Raw genomic sequence first — 18,746 nt, 5'->3', positions numbered from 1 at the left:
ACGCCTGGTATCTGTGATCGGCATCTGAGGGGTGCCTAACCGAGGATCCGCATAGGTTGACGGTGAAAGGATCGGAGCATGAGTGATCTGCTGCGCGCGCTCGCCGGTGAATCCGTCGAGCGCACCCCCGTCTGGTTCATGCGTCAGGCGGGCCGTTCGCTGCCCGAGTACCGCGAACTGCGCGTCGGCACGCGGATGCTGGATGCCTGCCTCACCCCGGACCTGGCGGCCGAGATCACTCTTCAGCCGGTGCGCCGGCACGGCGTGGACGCCGCGGTGTTCTTCAGCGACATCGTGATCCCGCTGCGCCTGGCGGGCGTCGAGGTGGAGATCGAGCCGGGCCGCGGGCCGGTGTTCGCGAATCCGGTGCGCACCGCCGACGACGTAGCGCGCATCACCGCCATCGACCCCGCCGACCTCGACGGCACCGCGATCGCGGAGGCCGTGCGCATCGTCACCGCGGAGCTGGGGGAGACCCCGCTGATCGGCTTCGCCGGCGCCCCGTTCACGCTCGCCGCGTATCTGATCGAGGGCGGGCCGTCCAAGGAGCACCTGCGCGCCCGCGCCATGATGCATGCCGACCCGGAGTCCTGGGACCGGCTGGCGGGCTGGCTCTCCCGCATCTCGCGCCGGTTCCTCGAGATCCAGCGCGATGCCGGAGCATCCGTCGTGCAGTTGTTCGACTCCTGGGCAGGTTCCCTCAGCCCGGCCGACTACCGCGCGCACATCGCACAGCATTCGCACGCCGCGCTCGACGGGATCGGGCTGCCGAGCATCCACTTCGGCGTGGGGACCGGGCCCTTCCTCGGCGACATGCGCCTGGACGGCGGCGCCTCGGCCGTGGGCGTCGACTGGCGGATGCCGCTGGACGAGGCCATCGCCGTGCTCGGCCCCGACGTGGCCGTGCAGGGCAACATCGACCCCGCTCTGCTGCAGGCGCCGTGGCCGGTGCTCGAGGCGCACGTCCGCGACGTGATCGCCCGCGGGCGCGGCGCGAAGGGCCACATCCTCAACCTCGGTCACGGTGTCCCGCCCGAGACCGACCCCGACCAGCTCACCCGCATCGTCCGTCTCGCCCACGGCGAGCTCTGACGCGCGGCGCCGCCCTCGCGGACGTGTCCTGCCCGGCCGCCGCGCCGCGCGCATAGGGCCGGATGGAAGAATCGGAGCATGAGCTCCGAGCATCCGGTCGACATCGCCGCCCGCGCCGCCGAACAGCACGTCGTCGTGATCGGCGGAGGCATCGGTGGTCTCGTCGCCGCCCGCGAGTGCGCGAAGGTCGGCATGCGGGTGACCCTGCTCGAGGCCGAGGAGCAGCTCGGCGGCAGCATCCGCACGGCCGAGCTCGACGGGATCATCGTCGACGCCGGTGCCGAGAGCTTCGCGACTCGCGGCGGGCACGTGCGCGCACTCGTGGACGAGCTCGGGCTCTCCGATGCGGTCGCCCCGCCGGAGGGCGGCGGTGCCTGGCTCAGCGGCATCCCCGGAGCACCGGATGCTCCGCTTCCCAAGGGCGGGCTGCTCGGGATCCCTGCCAATCCGTTCCAGGAGGACGTGCGGGCGATCATCGGCTGGCGGGGCGTGTGGCGGGCCTACCTCGACCGGCTGCGCCCGCCGCTGACCATCGGGCATCAGCAGAGCCTGGGCCGGCTCGTCACGACGCGCATGGGCGCCCGCGTGCGCGACAGACTGGTCGCCCCGGTCACCGCCGGCGTGTACTCCGCACTGCCCGAAGACGTCGACGTCGAGATCGCCGCACCCGGCCTGAGCGCCGCCCTCACGCGCGTCGGGTCGCTGAGCGGCGCGGTGCTCGCCCTGCAGGGCGACCGTGCGGGCAAGACGCCGGGCGCCGCTGTGCTGGGCATCGACGGCGGCATGGGGCGGATCGTCGACGCGCTCCGCGACGAGCTGGCGCTCTTCGGCGCGGACGTGCGCACCGGAACGCGCGCGGTGCGGCTCGATCGCAGCGGAGAGGGCTGGACGGTCGCGTTCGAGGAACTCGGAACCGTCGCGGCGGATGCCTCGGAACCGGATGTCGTGGAACCTGATGCCGTGCGCGGCGACGACGCCCTCGTCTCCCCGGACGTCCCGGCGCCGGATGCCCCGGCCACGGACGCACCCGAGCCTCTCACCGCGACCGCCGTGGTCATCGCCACCGCGGAGCCCTCCGCGCGCACCCTGCTCGCCCCGCACATGACCGGGCTGAGCGACCCCGGTGCGGCACCCGAGATCGAGATCGTCACGCTGCTGCTGGACGCCCCCGAGCTCGACTCCGCTCCCCGCGGCAGCGGAGTGCTCACCGTCCCGGGCAGCCACACGGCCAAGGCGCTCACGCACTCCACGGCGAAGTGGGGCTGGCTGCGTCGCGCCGCGGGCGGCCGCCATGTCGTGCGCGTCTCCTTCGGCACGCAGGGGGAGGCCGCCGCGACCGCCCCGCTCGACGACGACGCGGCAGCGCGGCTCGCGCTGTCCGAGGCATCCGCTCTGCTCGGCGTCCGGCTGCGCCCCGAGCAGTTGCGCGCCTCGCACCGCGCACGCTTCGTGCAGTCGCAGCCGACCTCGCTGATCGGCGCGACCGAGCGCCGTGCCGCGGTGCGCGAGGCGGTGCGGAACACCCCGCGCCTCGCCGTGGTGGGGGCCTGGCTCGCGGGCACCGGTCTGGCACAGGTCGTCCCGGATGCCGCGGAAGAGGCCGACCGGCTGCGCAGCCAGCTGCTCTGGGATCGCTGAAGACGCCCCATTACGCCATAGTCCGTCTGCGCGCAAGAGTAGATGCCTAATCAGGAATATGCGACTACCCTGGAACACGATCGTTCGGGGGCAAGACGGTTCGGCCTTCGGCGAAGACGCCGCAACAAACGTCAGGAGGCTCCCATGAAGGGGAAGATCGGACTCGTCGTCGGACTCGGCGTAGGTTATGTGCTCGGCACCCGCGCAGGGCGGGAGCGCTATGAGCAGATCAAGACGCAGTGGCTCAAGGTCTGGCACCTCGACCCGGTGCAGAAGCAGGTCACGCGCGCACAGGACTTCGCCAAGGCGCAGGCGGCGGCCGTTCCGGGCGCACTGTGGACCGGCGCGGTGAACGTCGTCAAGGCCGTCTCCAGCGCGGGCACGCCCGAGCAGAGGCTCCACTCGGCCGCGGATGCGGCCAAGGACGCCGCGGAGGATGTCGCGGATGCCGCGAAGGACGCCGCGGCCGAGGCCAAGCGCACCACCGCCACGAAGACCGCCGCCAAGAGCACGACCGCGAAGTCCTCCGGCACGGCGAAGAAGAAGACCTCAGAGGCGGAGTGACATGACCCGCGGATACCGCGATCGCGCCGACGACAGCCTGCTGACGCTGCTCGGCGATCTGCCCGAGCTGGTGCGCAACCTCGTCACAGCCGAGATCGACGCCGCCAAGGCCTGGGTGTCCCGCACGGCGAAGGATGCCGGGATCGGCAGCCTGTGGTTCGTCATCGTGCTGTTCCTGCTGTTCTGGGCGATCCCCGTGCTGCTGGCCTTCGGGATCATCGGCCTGGCCTCGTGGTGGCCGGCCTGGCTGGCCGCGCTCGCGGTCTTCGTGTTCCTCTTCGTGGCCATCGCCGTGTTCGGCCTGCTGGGCGTGCTGCGCTTCCGCAAGGTCGTGAAGCGGGAGAACCCGGGACAGGCCGTGGCCACCGACGTCCGCCTGATGAAGGAGCCCGACGATGACGAATTCTGACCCCAAGGCGTCCCTGCCCCGCACGGCCGTTCCCGCCGGCATCGTCGACCCGGTGGCATCCGCTCGTGCCGAGCTCAAGGCCGCGCTGGCCGCGATCGAGATCAAGGGCAACGTGCCCCGACGGGTCGAGGAGGCGTCGGAGCGCGGCATCCTCAAGGCTCGCGCCTTCGCCCGGCGCAACCCGATCGCCGCGGCCGCGGCCGTCGCCGGGGTCGCCGCCGTTGTCGGCGGCGTCGTCTGGGTGCTCGCGCGCGCGGTCTCCCGCTAGGGACCGAGGTCTCCAGGTACGCGGCACCCCTCAGGAAGGGGCAGACTGGATGCATGCCGGAAGTTCGTGAAGACATCCCATCCGAATCCGCCCCTGCAGGCTTCACCCTCTGGGCCGTCTGGCGCCGAAACCCCGACGCGCCGGTCACCGAGACCGAGTCCGTCGAGATCGAGACCATCGTCGCGGACATCGAGGAATCCGGTGTCTCCGTGCGCGGTTTCTACGACGTCAGCGGTCTGAAGGCCGACGCCGACCTGATGGTCTGGCTGCACGGCGACACCGCCGAGGAGCTGCAGCGCGCCCTGCGCCGACTGCGCCGCACCGACCTGCTGCGCCCGCTGCTGCCGGTGTGGAACGTGATGGGCGTGCACCGCGACGCCGAGTTCAACCGCGCGCACGTGCCCGGCTTCCTCCGCGGTGTCGAGGCGAAGGGCTGGCTCTGCCTCTACCCGTTCGTGCGCACCCCCGAGTGGTACCTCGCCTCCGAGGACGACCGCAGGCAGATGCTCGCGGACCACGGGCGCAAGGGGGCCGCGCACCGCGGCGTGATCGCCAACACTGTCGCCGCCTTCGCCCTCGGCGACTACGAGTGGCTGCTGCCGCTCGAGGCCGATGACCCGACCGAGCTGGTCGACCTGATGCGCGACCTGCGCTACACCGAGGCCCGCCGCTTCGTGAAGGAGGAGGTGCCCTTCTACACCGGGCGCCGCCTGCGCCTCGACGAGATCGCCGACGTGCTGCAGTGACCGCTCCCATCCGTCTCGGCACCCGGCGCAGCGCGCTCGCGCAGGCGCAGTCCGGGCACGTCGCGGACGCCCTCGCGAAGATCATCGGACGCCCGGTCGAGCTGGTGCCGATCGTGTCCGAGGGCGACACCAACCGGGCATCCCTCTCCGAGATCGGCGGCACCGGGGTGTTCGCCAACAGGCTGCGCGAAGCGCTCGTGGCGGGGGAGTGCGACATCCTGGTGCACTCCCTGAAGGATCTGCCGACAGCTCAGCCCGACGGCCTCGTCATCGCCGCGACACCGGTCCGCGAGGACGCCCGCGACGTCGCGATCACGCGAGACGGCACCCCGCTGCATGAGCTGCCCGCCGGTGCGCGGGTCGGCACCGGCGCTCCGCGCCGTATCGCCCAGGTGCGCCGCCGCGCGCCGCACGCGGAGGCCGTCGACATCCGCGGGAACGTCGACTCGCGTCTGGAGCGGGTCGCGTCGGGGGAGCTGGATGCCGTGATCCTCGCCGCCGCAGGGCTGAGCCGGCTCGGGGCGGACTCCGCCCTGCACCGGGAGCACCTCGGCCTGGCCGAGTGGCCCACGGCTCCGGGCCAGGGATCGCTGGCGGTCGAGACCCTGTCGGATGCCCCGGCCGACCTGCTCGCCGCGCTCGCCGAGCTCGACGACGAGGACACCCGCATCGCGGTGACGGTCGAGCGGGCGATCCTCGCCGGTCTCGAGGCCGGATGCCAGGCGCCGATGGCCGCCCACGCGCAGGTCACAGGCGACAGCATCCGCATCCGCAGCGTCGTGTACGAGCCGGCCGGAACGGGCCGGATCGGAATCGACGTCACGGAGTCCCTGAACGGGGGGTATATTCGTCGGAACGGCAGTGGCAACGGAGCAAGTGCTGCCGATGGTGCAGACCCGATGCGCGCGATCCGTGACATCGGCATGTCTGCAGCCCATCGGCTGCTCGAACAGGGAGCGGCCGACCTTCTCCCGCGAGAGTGATCCTGATGACTGCTTCCGAAACGAAAACGGCCAAGCCGCTGGACGGTTGGCGCGTCCTCGTGCCCCGTGGTGGCCCGTGGGGCGACAGCGTCGCCGCGAGCCTGCGAGCGCAGGGAGCAGTGCCCGTCGTGGCCCCGCTGATCAACTTCGCCCCCACCACGGATCAGGATGCTCTGGATGCCGCGCTCGAGCGGCTGCAGGAGGGCCACTACGACTGGCTGACCGTCACGAGCGCCACCACGGTGGACGTGCTGTTCGCACACCGGGTCACGGTGCCCAAGCGCACGAAGATCGCCGCCGTCGGCGAGACCACCGCGGCCGCTCTGCTCGCGGTGGGCTACGAGGTCGCCCTCGTCCCGGAGCTCGACAACTCGGCGGCGGGAATGGCCGAGCAGATGATCGCCCTCGAGCCGGAGCCCCGTCGCGTCCTGTCGCTGCGCAGCGAGATCGCCAAGCCCGTGCTCTCCGTCCTGCTCAACGACGCCGGCCACGACGTCGACAGCGTGGTCGCCTACCGCACGGTGGGGGTGCCGGTCACCGACCGCATCCGCCGTGATGTGGAGAACGGCCGCATCAACGCCATCCTGATCACCAGCGGCTCGGTCGCGAGTCAGGTGCGCGAGCAGTTCCCCGAGATCCCCGATTCCACGCTGCTCGCGGCCATCGGCCCCCGTACCGCGAAGGACGCGCAGAAGGCGGGTCTGCCGATCTCCGTCGTCGCCGACCGGCAGACCGTGGACGCGCTGATCGAGACGGTGTCGCACTTCACCCTCCCGCACGCGGCGGACGAGTTCGCGGCGGACGAGTTCACCTCATGACCCGCTTCCCCGAGACCCGGCTGCGCCGGCTGCGCCAGTCCGCCCCGGTGCGGAACCTGGTGCGCGAGACCTCGCTCTCGGCGCAGCAGCTGGTGCTGCCGATGTTCGTCCGCGAGGACCTGTCCGAGCCCGCGGCGATCGGCTCCATGCCCGGTGTCGTGCAGCACTCGCTCGACTCGCTGCGCCGGGCGGCAGCGGATGCCGCTGAGACCGGCATCGGCGGAGTCATGCTGTTCGGCATCCCCGAGGTGCGCGACGCCGACGGCTCGGGTGCGGACGACCCCGAGGGCATCCTGAACGTCGCGACCGCCGCGGTCGCCGCCGAGGTGGGCGACGCCCTGGTCGTGCAGACCGACCTGTGCCTGGACGAGTTCACCGACCACGGGCACTGCGGGGTCCTCGACACCTCGGGTGCCGTCGACAACGACGCGACGCTGGACCGCTACCGCTCGATGGCTCTCGCGCAGGCGCGGGCCGGCTCGCAGCTGCTCGGCCTGAGCGGCATGATGGACGGCCAGGTCGCCGCGATCCGCGAGGCGCTCGACACCGAGGGCTTCCAGGACACCCTGCTGCTGGCCTACTCGGCCAAGTACGCCAGCGCCTTCTACGGTCCCTTCCGTGAGGCCGTGGACTCGCAGCTGAAGGGCGACCGCCGCACCTACCAGATGGATGCCGGCAACCGCCGCGAGGGCGTGCGCGAGGCGCTGTTCGACGTGGACGAGGGTGCCGACATCGTGATGGTGAAGCCGGCGATGGCGTTCCTCGACATGGTGCGCGAGGTGCGCGACGCCGTGGACGTGCCGGTGTGGGCGTACCAGGTCTCGGGCGAGTACGCGATGATCGAGTCCGCCGCCGCGAACGGCTGGATCGACCGCCGCGCGGCCATCCTGGAGTCGCTGCTGTCGATCCGGCGCGCCGGTGCCGACGCCGTGCTGACGTACTGGGCGGTCGAAGCGGCCGAGTGGCTGCGCTGAGTGGCGCCCGGATCTGTTTCGCACTGTGCGAAACAGCGTGGATCAGGGAAACAGCCTGGAGCGTCCGCTGAGGCGCGCACATAGCCGGCATCCGTAGGCTTGTATCCATGACCGACCGCAATGACACCCTGTTCGACGCCGCCCGCGCGGTGATCCCCGGAGGCGTGAACTCGCCGGTGCGGGCGTACGGCTCGGTGGGCGGGACGCCCCGGTTCCTGGCATCCGCGAACGGCGCCAGGGTGACGGATGCCGCGGGCACGGAGTACATCGACCTCGTCGCGTCCTGGGGCCCGGCGCTGCTCGGTCACACGCACCCCGAGGTCGTGCGAGCGGTGCAGGAGGCCGCGACCCGCGGTCTGTCCTTCGGCGCCCCCACGGAGGGGGAGGTCGAGCTCGCGCAGCTGATCGCCGATCGCGTGCAGGCGGGCGACGCGCGCCCGGTCGAGCACGTGCGCATGGTGTCGACCGGTACCGAGGCGACCATGACAGCCATCCGCCTGGCCCGCGGCGCCACCGGACGCGACCTGCTGGTGAAGTTCGCCGGTCACTACCACGGGCATTCCGACGGGCTGCTGGCCGCCGCCGGCTCCGGCGTCGCGACGCTCGCGCTGCCCGGTTCGGCCGGTGTGCCCGCTCCGATCGCCGCGCAGACGCTCGTGATCGACTACAACGACCCGGATGCCCTCGCCGAGGTCTTCGCAGAGCACGGCGACCGCATCGCCGCGGTGATCGTCGAGGCCGCGTCCGCGAACATGGGCGTCGTCCCGCCGCTGCCCGGCTTCAACAGGCTGATCGCCGAGACCGCGCACGCGCACGGCGCGCTGATGATCCTTGACGAGGTGCTCACCGGGTTCCGCGTGCACCCGGCCGGCTACTGGGGCCTGCAGCAGGAGGCCGGCGAGCAGTACCTGCCCGACATCATCACCTTCGGCAAGGTCGTCGGCGGCGGGATGCCGCTCGCGGCGCTCGGGGGACGCGCCTCGGTCATGGACCTGCTGGCGCCGGTGGGCCCGGTCTATCAGGCCGGCACGCTGTCGGGCAACCCGCTCTCGGTCGCGGCGGGCCTGGCGACGCTGCGCCTGGCGACGCCCGAGGTGTATGCGAAGATCGACGCCGCGGCATCCCGCCTGGCCGATGCTCTCCACCGCGCCCTGACCAATGCGGGCGTCGTGCACGCCGTGCCGCGCGCCGGCAGCCTGTTCGGCGTGGCCTTCTCGGCCGAGGCGCCGAAGACCTACGCGGAGGCGCAGGCTCAGGAGTCGTTCCGGTACGCGCCGTTCTTCCACGCCATGCGCGAGCAGGGGATCGCGCTGCCCCCGAGCGTTTTCGAGGCGTGGTTCCTCACGGCCGCGCACGACGAGGTGGAGCTCGCCGCGATCGAGGCCGCCCTGCCCGCGGCCGCGGCGGCCGCGGCATCCGCCACCGCCTGACTCCGCGCGACCGGTCGTCCGCGCGTCCGGTCGCTCTCTCGTTCGTCGATCCGCACAACGGATCGTTGCCGCCTTGTGAGCAAGTCGCAGGCATCTTGCAGGGCGGCGCTGGCAGACTGGGGTGATGGTGACGCTCCTGCTGGATCAGACGCGACTCGAGGTGGTCCTGTCGCCGATCGAGCGCGCGTCGACGTTCCACCGCGAGAACGTGCGCGTCGAGCGCGAGCACATCACCCGCGTGCAGCTCACCGACGATGCGTGGACCTGGCTGCGCGGCGTCCCCGGACCCGGAACCTACATCCCCGGCATCCTGGCCGCAGGCACCTGGAAGGGCGCGGGCACGACGGATTTCGTGCTGATCCGCAAGCGTCGTCCCAGCGTGGTCATCGACCTCGAGGGCGACGAGCAGTACCAGCGGCTGATCCTCACCACTCGCCACGGTCTTGCCCTCATGCAGTCGCTGCGCCTCGAGGTGAGCGCCGAGCCCGCCGACGTCGTCGAGATCGCCACCGGATCGGTGCCCGTGACGAAGCCGCGTCAGCGTCCCGTCATCCGGCCTCGGCCGGCCTGACCCCAGCCTTCCGCGGTCTGCGGCGATCAGCCGTGGTGCTGGTCGCCCTCGCGGTTCTCGTCGCCCTCGTCGCCGTTGTCATCGTCCGACCGCTCGGCGTCCGCTGACTCCTGCTCATCGGCGGCATCCGGCTTCGGGACATCGCCGTAGGGGTAGTCGGGCGCGGGGCCGTCGAAGAACCGGCTGGCGGCGCTGGAGAGCGAGCTGCGCATCGCGGCCAGGCGCGGGTCGTCCTCGGGGATGTCGTCCACGACGCCCTCGTCGTCGTCCTCGTCGTGCGACAGGGGCGGCGTGAAGACGGGGATCGCCTCGGTGGCCGGCGCGGGAGCCTCGGTATCGCCGAGAGACGCGGATGCCGGGATGCCGGTGATCAGCTCCGTGAACGTCGTCCGGTCGGTCAGCGGCGAGATCGAGATGGCGCCGGTGGCGTTCGGCAGGACGCCGGGACGCTCGTCGGGATCGGTGAAGAAGTCGGCCGGGTCGACCGGTGCGGCGGGCTGCTCGGGAGCGACATCCTCGCGGGTTGCGGTCTCGTCCTCGTCCCCAGCGTCTGCTCGGCCGGTGTCGGCGCTGTCCACGACGCGCGGTGCCCAGAGTCCCGCCACCGCATCGCGCAGCGACGTGGCGGCGTCATCGTCCTCGTCCGGTGCCTCGTCCGTCGCGGTGTCATCCGGGGCGGAGGCGTCGCCGTCGCCGTCGGATGCCGGGTGTTCGGCGTGCTCGGACGGGTCGTCGTCGCCGTGCGCGTCGAAGTCGTCGTGGGCGGCGGAGTCGTCGTGGGCGCGGGAGTCGTTGTTGCTGTCGTCGCCGGACTCGATCACGTTGTCGGGCGCGTCGCCCGAGCGTCCGCTGCCCGCGTCCTCCGCGTTCGCGGATTCGTCGCCGTCGAAGTGGGTGTCGTCCGCCGAGTCATCGGCGTCGTGCGACAGGCCCCCGTCGCCGTCCGCGGGGCCCTCGGCGGCATCGCGCGCATCGCCTGCGTCGTCAGCGTTCGCCTCGCCGGCGTTCGCCTCGTCGAAGTCCGAGTCACTGCCAGCGCCGTCAGCGTCCGTCTCGTGGCCACTGGTCTCGTCGCCGTCGGTCTCGTCGCCGTCGGTCTCGTGACCGGCGTCCTCGACTTCGCTGACCTCGTCGAGGTTCGCCTCGTCTAGGTTCGCTTCGTCGGCGTTCGCCTCGTCGGCCCCCACCGTGCCACCGTCGGCATCGGTCTCGTCGACGTCGGTCTCGCGGCCGGCGTCCTCCGCGTCGTCCGCGTCGTCCGCCTCATCGAGGTTCGTCGCGGCGTCGGTGTCGTCGCCCTCCGCAGGGCTGCCGGCGTCTTCGCGGTCGTTCGGCTCGTCGGCGCTCTCCGCGGCGGTGTCTTCGGCACCCGAGGTCGACGCAGCGGCGACGCCCTCGTCGGTGGAGTCCTCGTCCGCATCGCCGTCGGTCACCTCGGCAGGCGCAGCGGACTCCGGCGCGCTCCAGGGCAGCACCCCCACGGCGGCGCCGGCATCGGGGTCCTCGGCCGACGTATCGGCGGCGCCAGCGTCCGCGGTGTCGCTGGCAGCAGCATCCGTCTCGGACTCGCCATCCACGGCGGCACCGTCAGCGTCCGCCGTCACACCGGGGACGATGTCCACCGGTGCCGTGCCGTAGCCGACGCCCGCGGCCGCGACCAGACCGCCGTCGGCGACCACCGCGGCGGCACCTGCGGTCGCGAGACCGGCGGCCGGAGCGGAAGCCGCCTCGTCCTGCGGTGCGTGCGCGACGGGGTTGGCCACCTGGTCCAGGCGCGGGCTGTCCGAGCGGCGACCGTAGACGAGATCGAGGAAGACGTCCTCCAGGCTGGGGCCGCGCTGCTGCAGCAGCGTCAGGGGCACGCCGGCAGCGGCGGTGATGGCGCCGACCGTCGCGGCATCCGAGTCCCGCACGGTCACGCCGGAGCGCAGCACGTCGAAGTTCAGCTTGGCCGCCGAGAGCGCGGTGATCAGCTGCGCGCGGTGCTCGGCATCCACGATCACGGCGCCGCCGGCCGGATCGGCGAGCTTGTCGATCGAGCCGGCGAACACCGCGCGACCCTTCGACAGCACCACCACATCGTCGGCGACCTGCTCGATCTCGCTGAGCACGTGCGAGGACACCAGCACGGTACGGCCCTCGTCGGCGAGGCGACGCATCAGCAGGCGCATCCACCGGATGCCCTCGGGGTCGAGCCCGTTCGCGGGCTCGTCGAGCACCAGCACGCCCGGGTCCCCGAGCAGAGCGGATGCCACGGCCAGGCGCTGGCGCATGCCGAGCGAGTAGCTGCCCAGACGCGTGTCGGCATCGTCCTGCAGGCCGACCAGGCGCAGCACCTCGTCGACGCGGGATGCCGGGATGCCGTTCGCCTTCGCCGCGATCGACAGCTGACGCGCAGCGGTGCGGCGCGGACGGTACGAGGCCTCTTCGAGGACGGCGCCGATCGAGCGGAGCGGCTGGCGCAGCTCCGAGTAGGCGGAACCGCCGATCGTCGCCGTGCCCGAGGACGGGCGGATCTGGCCGAGCAGCATCCGCAGCGACGTCGTCTTGCCGGCCCCGTTCGGGCCGAGGAAAGCCGTGACGACGCCGGGTTCGACGCGCACGGACAGGTCGGCGACCGCGGTCACGTCGCCGAAGCGCTTCGTGACCCGGTTGAACTCGAGCACCTGTCCCTGAGGCATGACAGTCTCCCCCTGTTGCAGTCAGTTCCCCCTATCTTCTCGGAAAACCCTGTGAATCCGGGTCTCACCTTGCCGGAAACCGCGATCCCGGCCCCCGAATAGGGGCGAAACGCCAAGCGGAGTAGCCTGACGGCGTGACCGATGCCGAAGCCGCCACTGTCCTCATCCGCGCCGAGAACTCCCTCGGGCGCATCACGCTGAACCGTCCGCGGGCCATCAATGCGCTCGACCAGGACATGATCGGGCGCATCACGGAGGCGCTGAAGGCGTGGGCGCACGACCCCGACATCGAGACCGTGCTGATCGACGGCGAGGGCGAGCGCGGACTGTGCGCGGGCGGCGACGTGCGCGCACTGTACGAGCAGCTCGTCGGAGGGCATCCGGGTGATGTCGCCGCATTCTTCCGTGCGGAGTACGCCATGAACGCGATGATCGCGGAGTACCCGAAGCCCGTCGTCGCCTTCGCGGACGGCATCACGATGGGCGGCGGCATCGGCCTGGCCGGTCATGCGGCGGTGCGGATCGTCACGGAGCGCTCGAAGCTCGCGATGCCCGAGACGCGCATCGGCTTCACCCCCGACGTCGGCGGCACCTGGCTGCTGGGGCGCGCGCCGGGCAGGCTGGGGGAGTACTTCGGCCTGACCGGGCAGAGCATGACCGGAGCGGATGCCGTGCAGCTCGGCTTCGCCGACCACTACGTCCCCTCTGAGCGGCTCGACGCGCTGCGGGAGGCGCTGGCGTGGCGGGCCGATCCCGGCACCCCGAACGAGCTGGTGCTGCTGTTCGACGAGACCCCCGACCCGTCGCCGGCGCTCGCCGCACGCGCCTGGATCGACGAGGCGTTCTCGGCCGACACCGTCGGCGAGATCGTCTCGCGGCTGCGGGCGTCCGAGGAGCCGGATGCTGCCGCGGCGCTCGCCGTGCTGGAGGAGCTCGCCCCGACCGGGCTGGCCGTGACGCTGGATGCCGTGCGCGAGGCGCGCCGGATGCGCAGCGTGCGCGAGGCGCTGGAGGGCGAGTACCGCCGCATCATGTGGTTCGCCACGCAGCCGGACATGGTCGAGGGCATCCGCGCCCAGCTGATCGACAAGGACCGCGACCCGAAGTGGAACCCCGCCACGATCGCGGATCTTCCGGCGGACCCCGGCTCTCGCGCGCGCGAGTTCGTCCCGGACGTGCCCCTGTTCGACTGAGCGACCTGAAGGACGCAGCGCGCCTCAGGCGCGCACGGACGCGATGAGCTCCTGCAGCTTCGCCACGTGCGCCGCGGCGACCCGGCCGCTGGCGTAGGCGAGCGCGCCGGCACGCGGCGCGTCCAGCAGCGAGCGATCGGCCTCGAGGCGCAGGATCAGCTCGGCCAGTCCTGCGGCATCCGGGGTCGACGTTCCCAGTGCGGCGTCGCCGAACTCCGTCGCCAGCACCGGGTCGCTCACGATGACGGGGCGCCCGTGCGCGAAGGCCTCCAGCGCCACCATCGGCTGGTTGTCGAAGCCGAGCGAGGTGATGAGCGCGGCATCCGCGGCATCCATCAGCTCCGCTACGCGCTCGCCGGGAACCGGGCCGTGGAACGTCACGCCGGGCACCGGCCGGTGCGTGCCGCCAGCGACGTCGAGGTGCACGCGATCCGCGCCCACCCGCGCGACGACGGCGCGCATGGCGTCGAGCGCGACCTCGACGCGCTTCTCCGGCGCGAAGCGGGCCACCCACAGCAGCCGCAGCGGACCGCCTTCCGCGGGATCGGTCGCCTGCAGCGGCTGCGCCACGTTCGAGAACGCCTCCACGTGACCTGCGCCCGCCTGCCGCAGCGCCTCGGCCTGGTGACGCGAGGGGGAGAGCACGATGTCGGCGCGCTGAGCGACGCGCAGCGTCATGGTGCGCAGGGCGTTGTTCAACGGATGGCTGCCGGAGTAGCGGTCGCCGTCGCGGATGCCGGTCAGCGCGCTGTGCACGCGTGAGACCAGCGGTGCGAACGGCGCCAACGCGGCCGGCGCGCGCCAGAAGAAGGTGTGCACCGTGTGCAGCACGGGGATGCCGAGCCGCTTCCCGACGGAGAGGGCGGCGGATGCCAGGGCGAATTCCGAGTGCACGACGATCGCGCCCACGTCGTGCCGGCGCACGGTCGCGGCCATCAGCGGCTCCAGGTCGCCGGCGCGACCGAGCAGCGGCAGATCCAGCACGGGGATCGTCCCGCGGCGGGGCGGTGCGACGGTCACGACGCCGTCGGCGGTCAGCACGTCGGCGTCAGGGGCCAGCACCACGACGGGCACTCCCTCGCTCCCCAGGGCCTCGGCCTGCCGCACGAACGCGGTCTGCGCGCCGCCCAGGTACTTCAGCGAATAATCGCAGACCAGCAGGACAGCAGAACCGGTTCGCATGCCTGCGAGTCTATTCGGGGCACCCTGACCGATTTCTCGATCGGATCCAGGAAAACGGGCCCTGTGGGAGCGGTCCCGGAGCCTGTTTCGCCCTCAGCGAAGGTCATCCCTGAGGGGGATACGAATGTCCGCGGTTCGTGGCACTCTGTCATGTGGCCCTCTCCGGGCCCCGATCCCAAAAGGAAGTCCGCCTGTGCTGGGAAAACTCCTCGTTCGCTACCTCTCCAGATACTGGTGGCTGCTGCTCCTCGTCGTGGTGCTGCAGTTCGCCAGCGTGATGGCATCTCTCAACCTGCCGCAGATCAACGCCGACATCATCAACAAGGGCGTGGCCAGGGCCGACATCGGCTACATCTGGGCCCGCGGCGGCTTCATGCTGCTGGTCTCGCTCGGCCAGATCGTCGCCTCGGTCCTCGCGACCTTCTTCGCCGCCCGCATGGCGATGTCGGCCGGTCGTGACATCCGCGCCGACGTGTTCGCGCGCGTGAGCGGCTTCTCCGAGCGCGAGGTCTCGCAGTTCGGCGCCGGCTCGCTGATCACCCGCAACACCAACGACGTGCAGCAGGTGCAGATGCTGGCGATGATGGGCGCGACGATGTTCGTCACCGCGCCGCTGCTCGCCATCGGCGGCATCATCTACGCCATCCAGACCGACATCGGCCTCAGCTGGCTGATCGCCGTCTCCGTGCCGCTGCTGCTCATCATCGCCGTGCTGATCATCGGCCGCATGGTGCCGCTCTTCCGCGCCAACCAGCGCAAGATCGACAGCGTCAACAGCATCATGCGCGAGCAGCTGACCGGCGTGCGGGTCGTGCGCGCGTTCGTGCGCGAGCGCATCGAGGAGCGGCGCTTCCGCGAGGTCAACACCGACCTGATGGTGCTCGGGCGCAACATCGGCTCGCTGTTCGTGCTGATGTTCCCGCTGTTCATGCTGGTGCTCAACGTGACGATCGTCGCGGTGATCTGGTTCGGCGGCGTGGAGATCAACGCCGGCCACGCCGAGGTCGGCACGATCTTCGCGTTCATGCAGTACATCGGCCAGATCATGATGGGCATCATCATGTCCAGCTTCATGGCCATGATGATCCCGCGCGCCGCGGTCTCCGCCGAGCGCGTCGGCGAGGTGCTCGACGCCGAGGCGTCGATGAGCCGCCCGGCGAACGGCGTGAAGGAGTTCCCGGCTCCCGGGGCGGTCGCCTTCGACGACGTCGAGTTCACCTACCCCGGCGCCGAGTCGCCCGTGCTCAGCGGCATCAGCTTCCGTGCCGAGCCGGGCGAGACCGTCGCGATCATCGGCTCCACCGGTTCCGGCAAGACCACGCTGGTCTCCCTCATCCCGCGCCTGTTCGACGTCACCGGCGGCGCCGTGAGCGTGGGCGGCGTCGATGTGCGCGAGGCCGACCTCGACTCGCTGTGGAAGAGCATCGGTCTGGTGCCGCAGCGTCCGTTCCTGTTCACCGGCACGGTCGCGTCCAACCTCCGCTACGGCCGGGAGGACGCCACCGATGAGGAGCTCTGGAAGGCGCTCGAGATCGCGCAGGGGCGCGACTTCGTCGAGGACATGCCCGACGGGCTGGACTCGCACATCTCCCAGGGCGGCACGAACGTCTCGGGCGGTCAGCGTCAGCGACTCGCGATCGCGCGCGCCATCGTGCACCAGCCGCAGATCCTCGTCTTCGACGACTCGTTCTCGGCACTCGACCTGACCACGGATGCCCGCCTGCGGCAGGCGCTGTGGCGCGAGCTGCCGGACGTGACCAAGATCGTCGTCGCGCAGCGCGTGTCGACGATCACGGATGCCGACCGCATCGTCGTGCTCGAAGACGGCAAGGTCGTCGGCGTGGGCACGCACGATGAGCTGCTCGCCGCCAACGAGACCTACAAGGAGATCGTCGTGTCTCAGCTGGGGGTGGACGCATGAGCGGGGAGGACAGGAAGATGAGCCGCCGTGAGCGCATGGTCGCCGCGCGTGCCGCATCCGCGCCCGTGGTCGAGATGACCGAGGCCGAGCGCGAGGAGGCCGAGCAGGCCGAGAAGGCCCGCCAGCACGGCGGCAGCATGTTCGACGGGCCCGCGCCCGGCAAGGCCGATCACTTCGGCCCGAGCTTCCGGCGCATGATCGGGCTGCTCAAGCCGTCGGCCTGGTGGTTCGCGCTGGTGTCGCTGTTCGGCGCCATCGGCGTCGTGCTGTCCGTCGCCGCGCCCAAGATCCTCGGTGAGGCGACGAACATCGTCTACGAGGGCTTCATCTCCATGACGCTCGGCGAGGGCAAGACGGCCTTCCCGAAGGGCACCACCCAGGACCAGGTCGTCGAGGTGCTGCGCCAGGCGAAGCAGGACACGTTCGCCGACATGATCGCGGCGATGGCTCCGTTCAAGGTCGGCGACGGCGTGAACTTCGAGTCGCTGCGCTGGATCATCATGGCGGTCATGGCGATCTACATCGTCTCGGCGCTGCTGAGCTGGCTGCAGGGCTACGTGATCAACGTGATCATGGTGCGCACCATGTGGAGGCTGCGCGAGGACGTCGAGGCGAAGATCAACCGCCTGCCCCTGTCGTACTTCGACAAGGTGCAGCGCGGTGAGCTGATCTCGCGGGTCACCAACGACATCGACAACATCACGCAGACCATGCAGCAGTCGCTGTCCGGGGCGCTCACCTCGGTGCTCACGGTCGTGGGCGTGCTGGTCATGATGTTCTCGATCTCGTGGCAGCTCGCACTGGTCGCGCTGGTGTCGCTGCCGCTCATGGCCGTCATCTTCGGCGTCATCGGACCGCGGTCGCAGAAGGCCTTCGGCATCCAGTGGCGCAAGGTCGGCCGCCTGAACGCCCGTGTCGAGGAGGCCTTCTCGGGCCACGCCCTCGTCAAGGTGTTCGGTCGCGAGCAGGACGCGCTCGACAGCTTCCAGGTCGAGAACGAGGAGCTGTTCCAGGCGAGCTTCAAGGCGCAGTTCCTGTCGGGCGTGATCATGCCCGCCATGACGTTCGTCGGAAACCTGCAGTACGTCGGCATCGCGGTGCTCGGCGGTCTGATGGTCGCCAATGGCGGCCTGCGACTCGGCGACGTGCAGGCGTTCATCCAGTACTCGCAGCAGTTCAGCCAGCCGCTCAGCGAGCTGGGTGGCATGGCGGCCGTGGTGCAGTCGGGCACGGCGTCGGCCGAGCGCGTCTTCGACTTCCTGGATGCCGAGGAGCAGGAGCCCGACGACGAGGACGCCCCGACCGTCGACGGCGGTCGCGGCGTGATCGAGTTCGACCACGTGGCCTTCTCGTACAGCGAGGACCGTCCGCTGATCACCGACCTGTCGTTCCGGGTGGAACCGGGCCAGACGGTCGCGATCGTCGGCCCGACCGGTGCCGGCAAGACGACGCTGGTCAACCTGATCATGCGGTTCTACGAGCTGAACTCGGGCCGGATCCTGCTGGACGGGCAGAACATCGCCGAGATGGCGCGCGAGGACCTGCGTCGCCGCACCGGCATGGTGCTGCAGGACCCGTGGCTGTTCGGCGGCACGATCCGCGAGAACATCCGGTACGGCAACGAGTCCGCGACCGACGACGAGATCGTCGCCGCGGCGGCGGCGACCTATGTCGACCGGTTCGTGCACTCGCTGCCGGACGGCTACGACACCGTCCTCGACGAGGACGCGTCGAACGTCTCGGCGGGTGAGCGCCAGCTGATCACGATCGCCCGCGCGTTCGTCGCCCAGCCGTCGATCCTCATCCTCGACGAGGCCACCAGCGCGGTCGACACCCGTACCGAGCTGCTGCTGCAGCACGCCATGGCGGCGCTGCGGCAGGGACGCACCTCGTTCGTGATCGCGCACCGTCTCTCGACGATCCGCGACGCCGACCTCATCCTCGTGATGGAGCACGGCGACATCGTCGAGCAGGGCACCCACGACGAGCTGATCGCAGCCCAGGGCGCCTACTGGCGCCTGTACCAGTCGCAGTTCGAGCAGGCGGCATCCGACATCGACGCCGAGGAAGCCCTCACCGGCAGCACTCCGGTGGTCGTGACGGGTGAGGCCGAGGATGCCGCGCAGGAAGCGGTCGCCGAGGCGGCGGACGCCCCGCAGCTGGCCGAGGCCGTGCGCGAGGCGGAGTCGGCGGCATCCGAGTCCGACCGGACCTGAGCCGCCGCGCCTGACCGGCACGTGCAGAACGCCCGCCCCTTCCGGGGCGGGCGTTCTCGT

The 18,746-nt window shown here is 71.1% G+C and carries 16 protein-coding genes; 14 read left to right on the top strand and 2 right to left on the bottom strand.

Annotation, left to right across the window (positions count from 1 at the left end; all coding sequences use genetic code 11):
- The first annotated feature begins 78 nt into the window (after nucleotides 1-78).
- The 11 genes from hemE (at nucleotide 79) to MIAR_RS16125 (ending at nucleotide 9,493) form a co-directional block, all read left to right on the top strand.
- The gene (gene hemE, locus MIAR_RS16175) at nucleotides 79-1,092 is read left to right on the top strand and encodes a uroporphyrinogen decarboxylase (RefSeq protein ID WP_285638026.1); all 1,014 of its coding nucleotides are present in this window, start codon (nucleotides 79-81) and stop codon (nucleotides 1,090-1,092) included.
- 78 nt (nucleotides 1,093-1,170) lie between these two features.
- Complete coding sequence (locus tag MIAR_RS16170) at nucleotides 1,171-2,730, top strand: protoporphyrinogen/coproporphyrinogen oxidase (protein WP_285638024.1); 1,560 nt, start codon at nucleotides 1,171-1,173, stop codon at nucleotides 2,728-2,730.
- A gap of 144 nt (nucleotides 2,731-2,874) precedes the next feature.
- On the top strand, nucleotides 2,875-3,294 hold the full coding sequence (locus MIAR_RS16165; protein ID WP_285638021.1) for a hypothetical protein: 420 nt from the start codon (nucleotides 2,875-2,877) through the stop codon (nucleotides 3,292-3,294).
- A 1-nt stretch (nucleotide 3,295) separates the two neighbouring features.
- The gene (locus MIAR_RS16160; protein WP_285638018.1) at nucleotides 3,296-3,703 is read left to right on the top strand and encodes a phage holin family protein; all 408 of its coding nucleotides are present in this window, start codon (nucleotides 3,296-3,298) and stop codon (nucleotides 3,701-3,703) included.
- The gene (locus tag MIAR_RS16155; protein WP_285638016.1) at nucleotides 3,690-3,971 is read left to right on the top strand and encodes a hypothetical protein; all 282 of its coding nucleotides are present in this window, start codon (nucleotides 3,690-3,692) and stop codon (nucleotides 3,969-3,971) included. The genes MIAR_RS16160 and MIAR_RS16155 overlap by 14 nt, the downstream gene beginning before the upstream one ends.
- A 53-nt stretch (nucleotides 3,972-4,024) precedes the next feature.
- Entirely contained in the window at nucleotides 4,025-4,717 is a 693-nt protein-coding gene (gene hemQ / locus MIAR_RS16150; protein ID WP_285638014.1) for a hydrogen peroxide-dependent heme synthase, read from the top strand.
- Nucleotides 4,714-5,700 carry a hydroxymethylbilane synthase gene (gene hemC, locus MIAR_RS16145; RefSeq protein ID WP_285638013.1) on the top strand — a complete coding sequence of 329 codons (987 nt, stop codon included), beginning with the start codon at nucleotides 4,714-4,716 and terminating at the stop codon, nucleotides 5,698-5,700. The genes hemQ and hemC overlap by 4 nt, the downstream gene beginning before the upstream one ends.
- Nucleotides 5,701-5,705: 5 nt before the next feature.
- Nucleotides 5,706-6,518 carry a uroporphyrinogen-III synthase gene (locus tag MIAR_RS16140; protein ID WP_285638012.1) on the top strand — a complete coding sequence of 271 codons (813 nt, stop codon included), beginning with the start codon at nucleotides 5,706-5,708 and terminating at the stop codon, nucleotides 6,516-6,518.
- Complete coding sequence (gene hemB, locus MIAR_RS16135) at nucleotides 6,515-7,492, top strand: porphobilinogen synthase (protein WP_285638010.1); 978 nt, start codon at nucleotides 6,515-6,517, stop codon at nucleotides 7,490-7,492. The genes MIAR_RS16140 and hemB overlap by 4 nt, the downstream gene beginning before the upstream one ends.
- Nucleotides 7,493-7,599: 107 nt before the next feature.
- Nucleotides 7,600-8,922 carry a glutamate-1-semialdehyde 2,1-aminomutase gene (gene hemL / locus MIAR_RS16130; RefSeq protein ID WP_285638007.1) on the top strand — a complete coding sequence of 441 codons (1,323 nt, stop codon included), beginning with the start codon at nucleotides 7,600-7,602 and terminating at the stop codon, nucleotides 8,920-8,922.
- Nucleotides 8,923-9,046: 124 nt separating this feature from the next.
- Nucleotides 9,047-9,493 carry a hypothetical protein gene (locus MIAR_RS16125; protein WP_285638005.1) on the top strand — a complete coding sequence of 149 codons (447 nt, stop codon included), beginning with the start codon at nucleotides 9,047-9,049 and terminating at the stop codon, nucleotides 9,491-9,493.
- Between the two features lie 26 nt (nucleotides 9,494-9,519).
- Here the strand turns inward: MIAR_RS16125 and MIAR_RS16120 are convergent, their stop codons facing one another.
- On the bottom strand, nucleotides 9,520-12,174 hold the full coding sequence (locus MIAR_RS16120) for an ATP-binding cassette domain-containing protein (RefSeq protein WP_285638003.1): 2,655 nt from the start codon (nucleotides 12,172-12,174) through the stop codon (nucleotides 9,520-9,522).
- Between the two features lie 134 nt (nucleotides 12,175-12,308).
- Here MIAR_RS16120 and MIAR_RS16115 point away from each other — a divergent pair, with 134 nt between their 5' ends.
- Nucleotides 12,309-13,367 carry an enoyl-CoA hydratase/isomerase family protein gene (locus MIAR_RS16115; RefSeq protein WP_285638001.1) on the top strand — a complete coding sequence of 353 codons (1,059 nt, stop codon included), beginning with the start codon at nucleotides 12,309-12,311 and terminating at the stop codon, nucleotides 13,365-13,367.
- 24 nt (nucleotides 13,368-13,391) lie between these two features.
- Here the strand turns inward: MIAR_RS16115 and MIAR_RS16110 are convergent, their stop codons facing one another.
- Nucleotides 13,392-14,549: a glycosyltransferase family 4 protein gene (locus MIAR_RS16110; RefSeq protein WP_285637999.1), complete on the bottom strand. Its 1,158-nt coding sequence runs from the start codon at nucleotides 14,547-14,549 to the stop codon at nucleotides 13,392-13,394.
- 193 nt (nucleotides 14,550-14,742) lie between these two features.
- Here MIAR_RS16110 and MIAR_RS16105 point away from each other — a divergent pair, with 193 nt between their 5' ends.
- Nucleotides 14,743-16,470: an ABC transporter ATP-binding protein gene (locus tag MIAR_RS16105; RefSeq protein WP_285637997.1), complete on the top strand. Its 1,728-nt coding sequence runs from the start codon at nucleotides 14,743-14,745 to the stop codon at nucleotides 16,468-16,470.
- Nucleotides 16,471-16,505: 35 nt separating this feature from the next.
- Complete coding sequence (locus MIAR_RS16100; protein WP_425561619.1) at nucleotides 16,506-18,686, top strand: ABC transporter ATP-binding protein; 2,181 nt, start codon at nucleotides 16,506-16,508, stop codon at nucleotides 18,684-18,686.
- Nucleotides 18,687-18,746 lie beyond the last annotated feature (60 nt).

The organism is Microbacterium arabinogalactanolyticum (assembly GCF_030268005.1).
Taxonomy (GTDB): domain Bacteria; phylum Actinomycetota; class Actinomycetes; order Actinomycetales; family Microbacteriaceae; genus Microbacterium; species Microbacterium arabinogalactanolyticum.
This window is presented reverse-complemented; position numbering and strand designations above follow the sequence as displayed.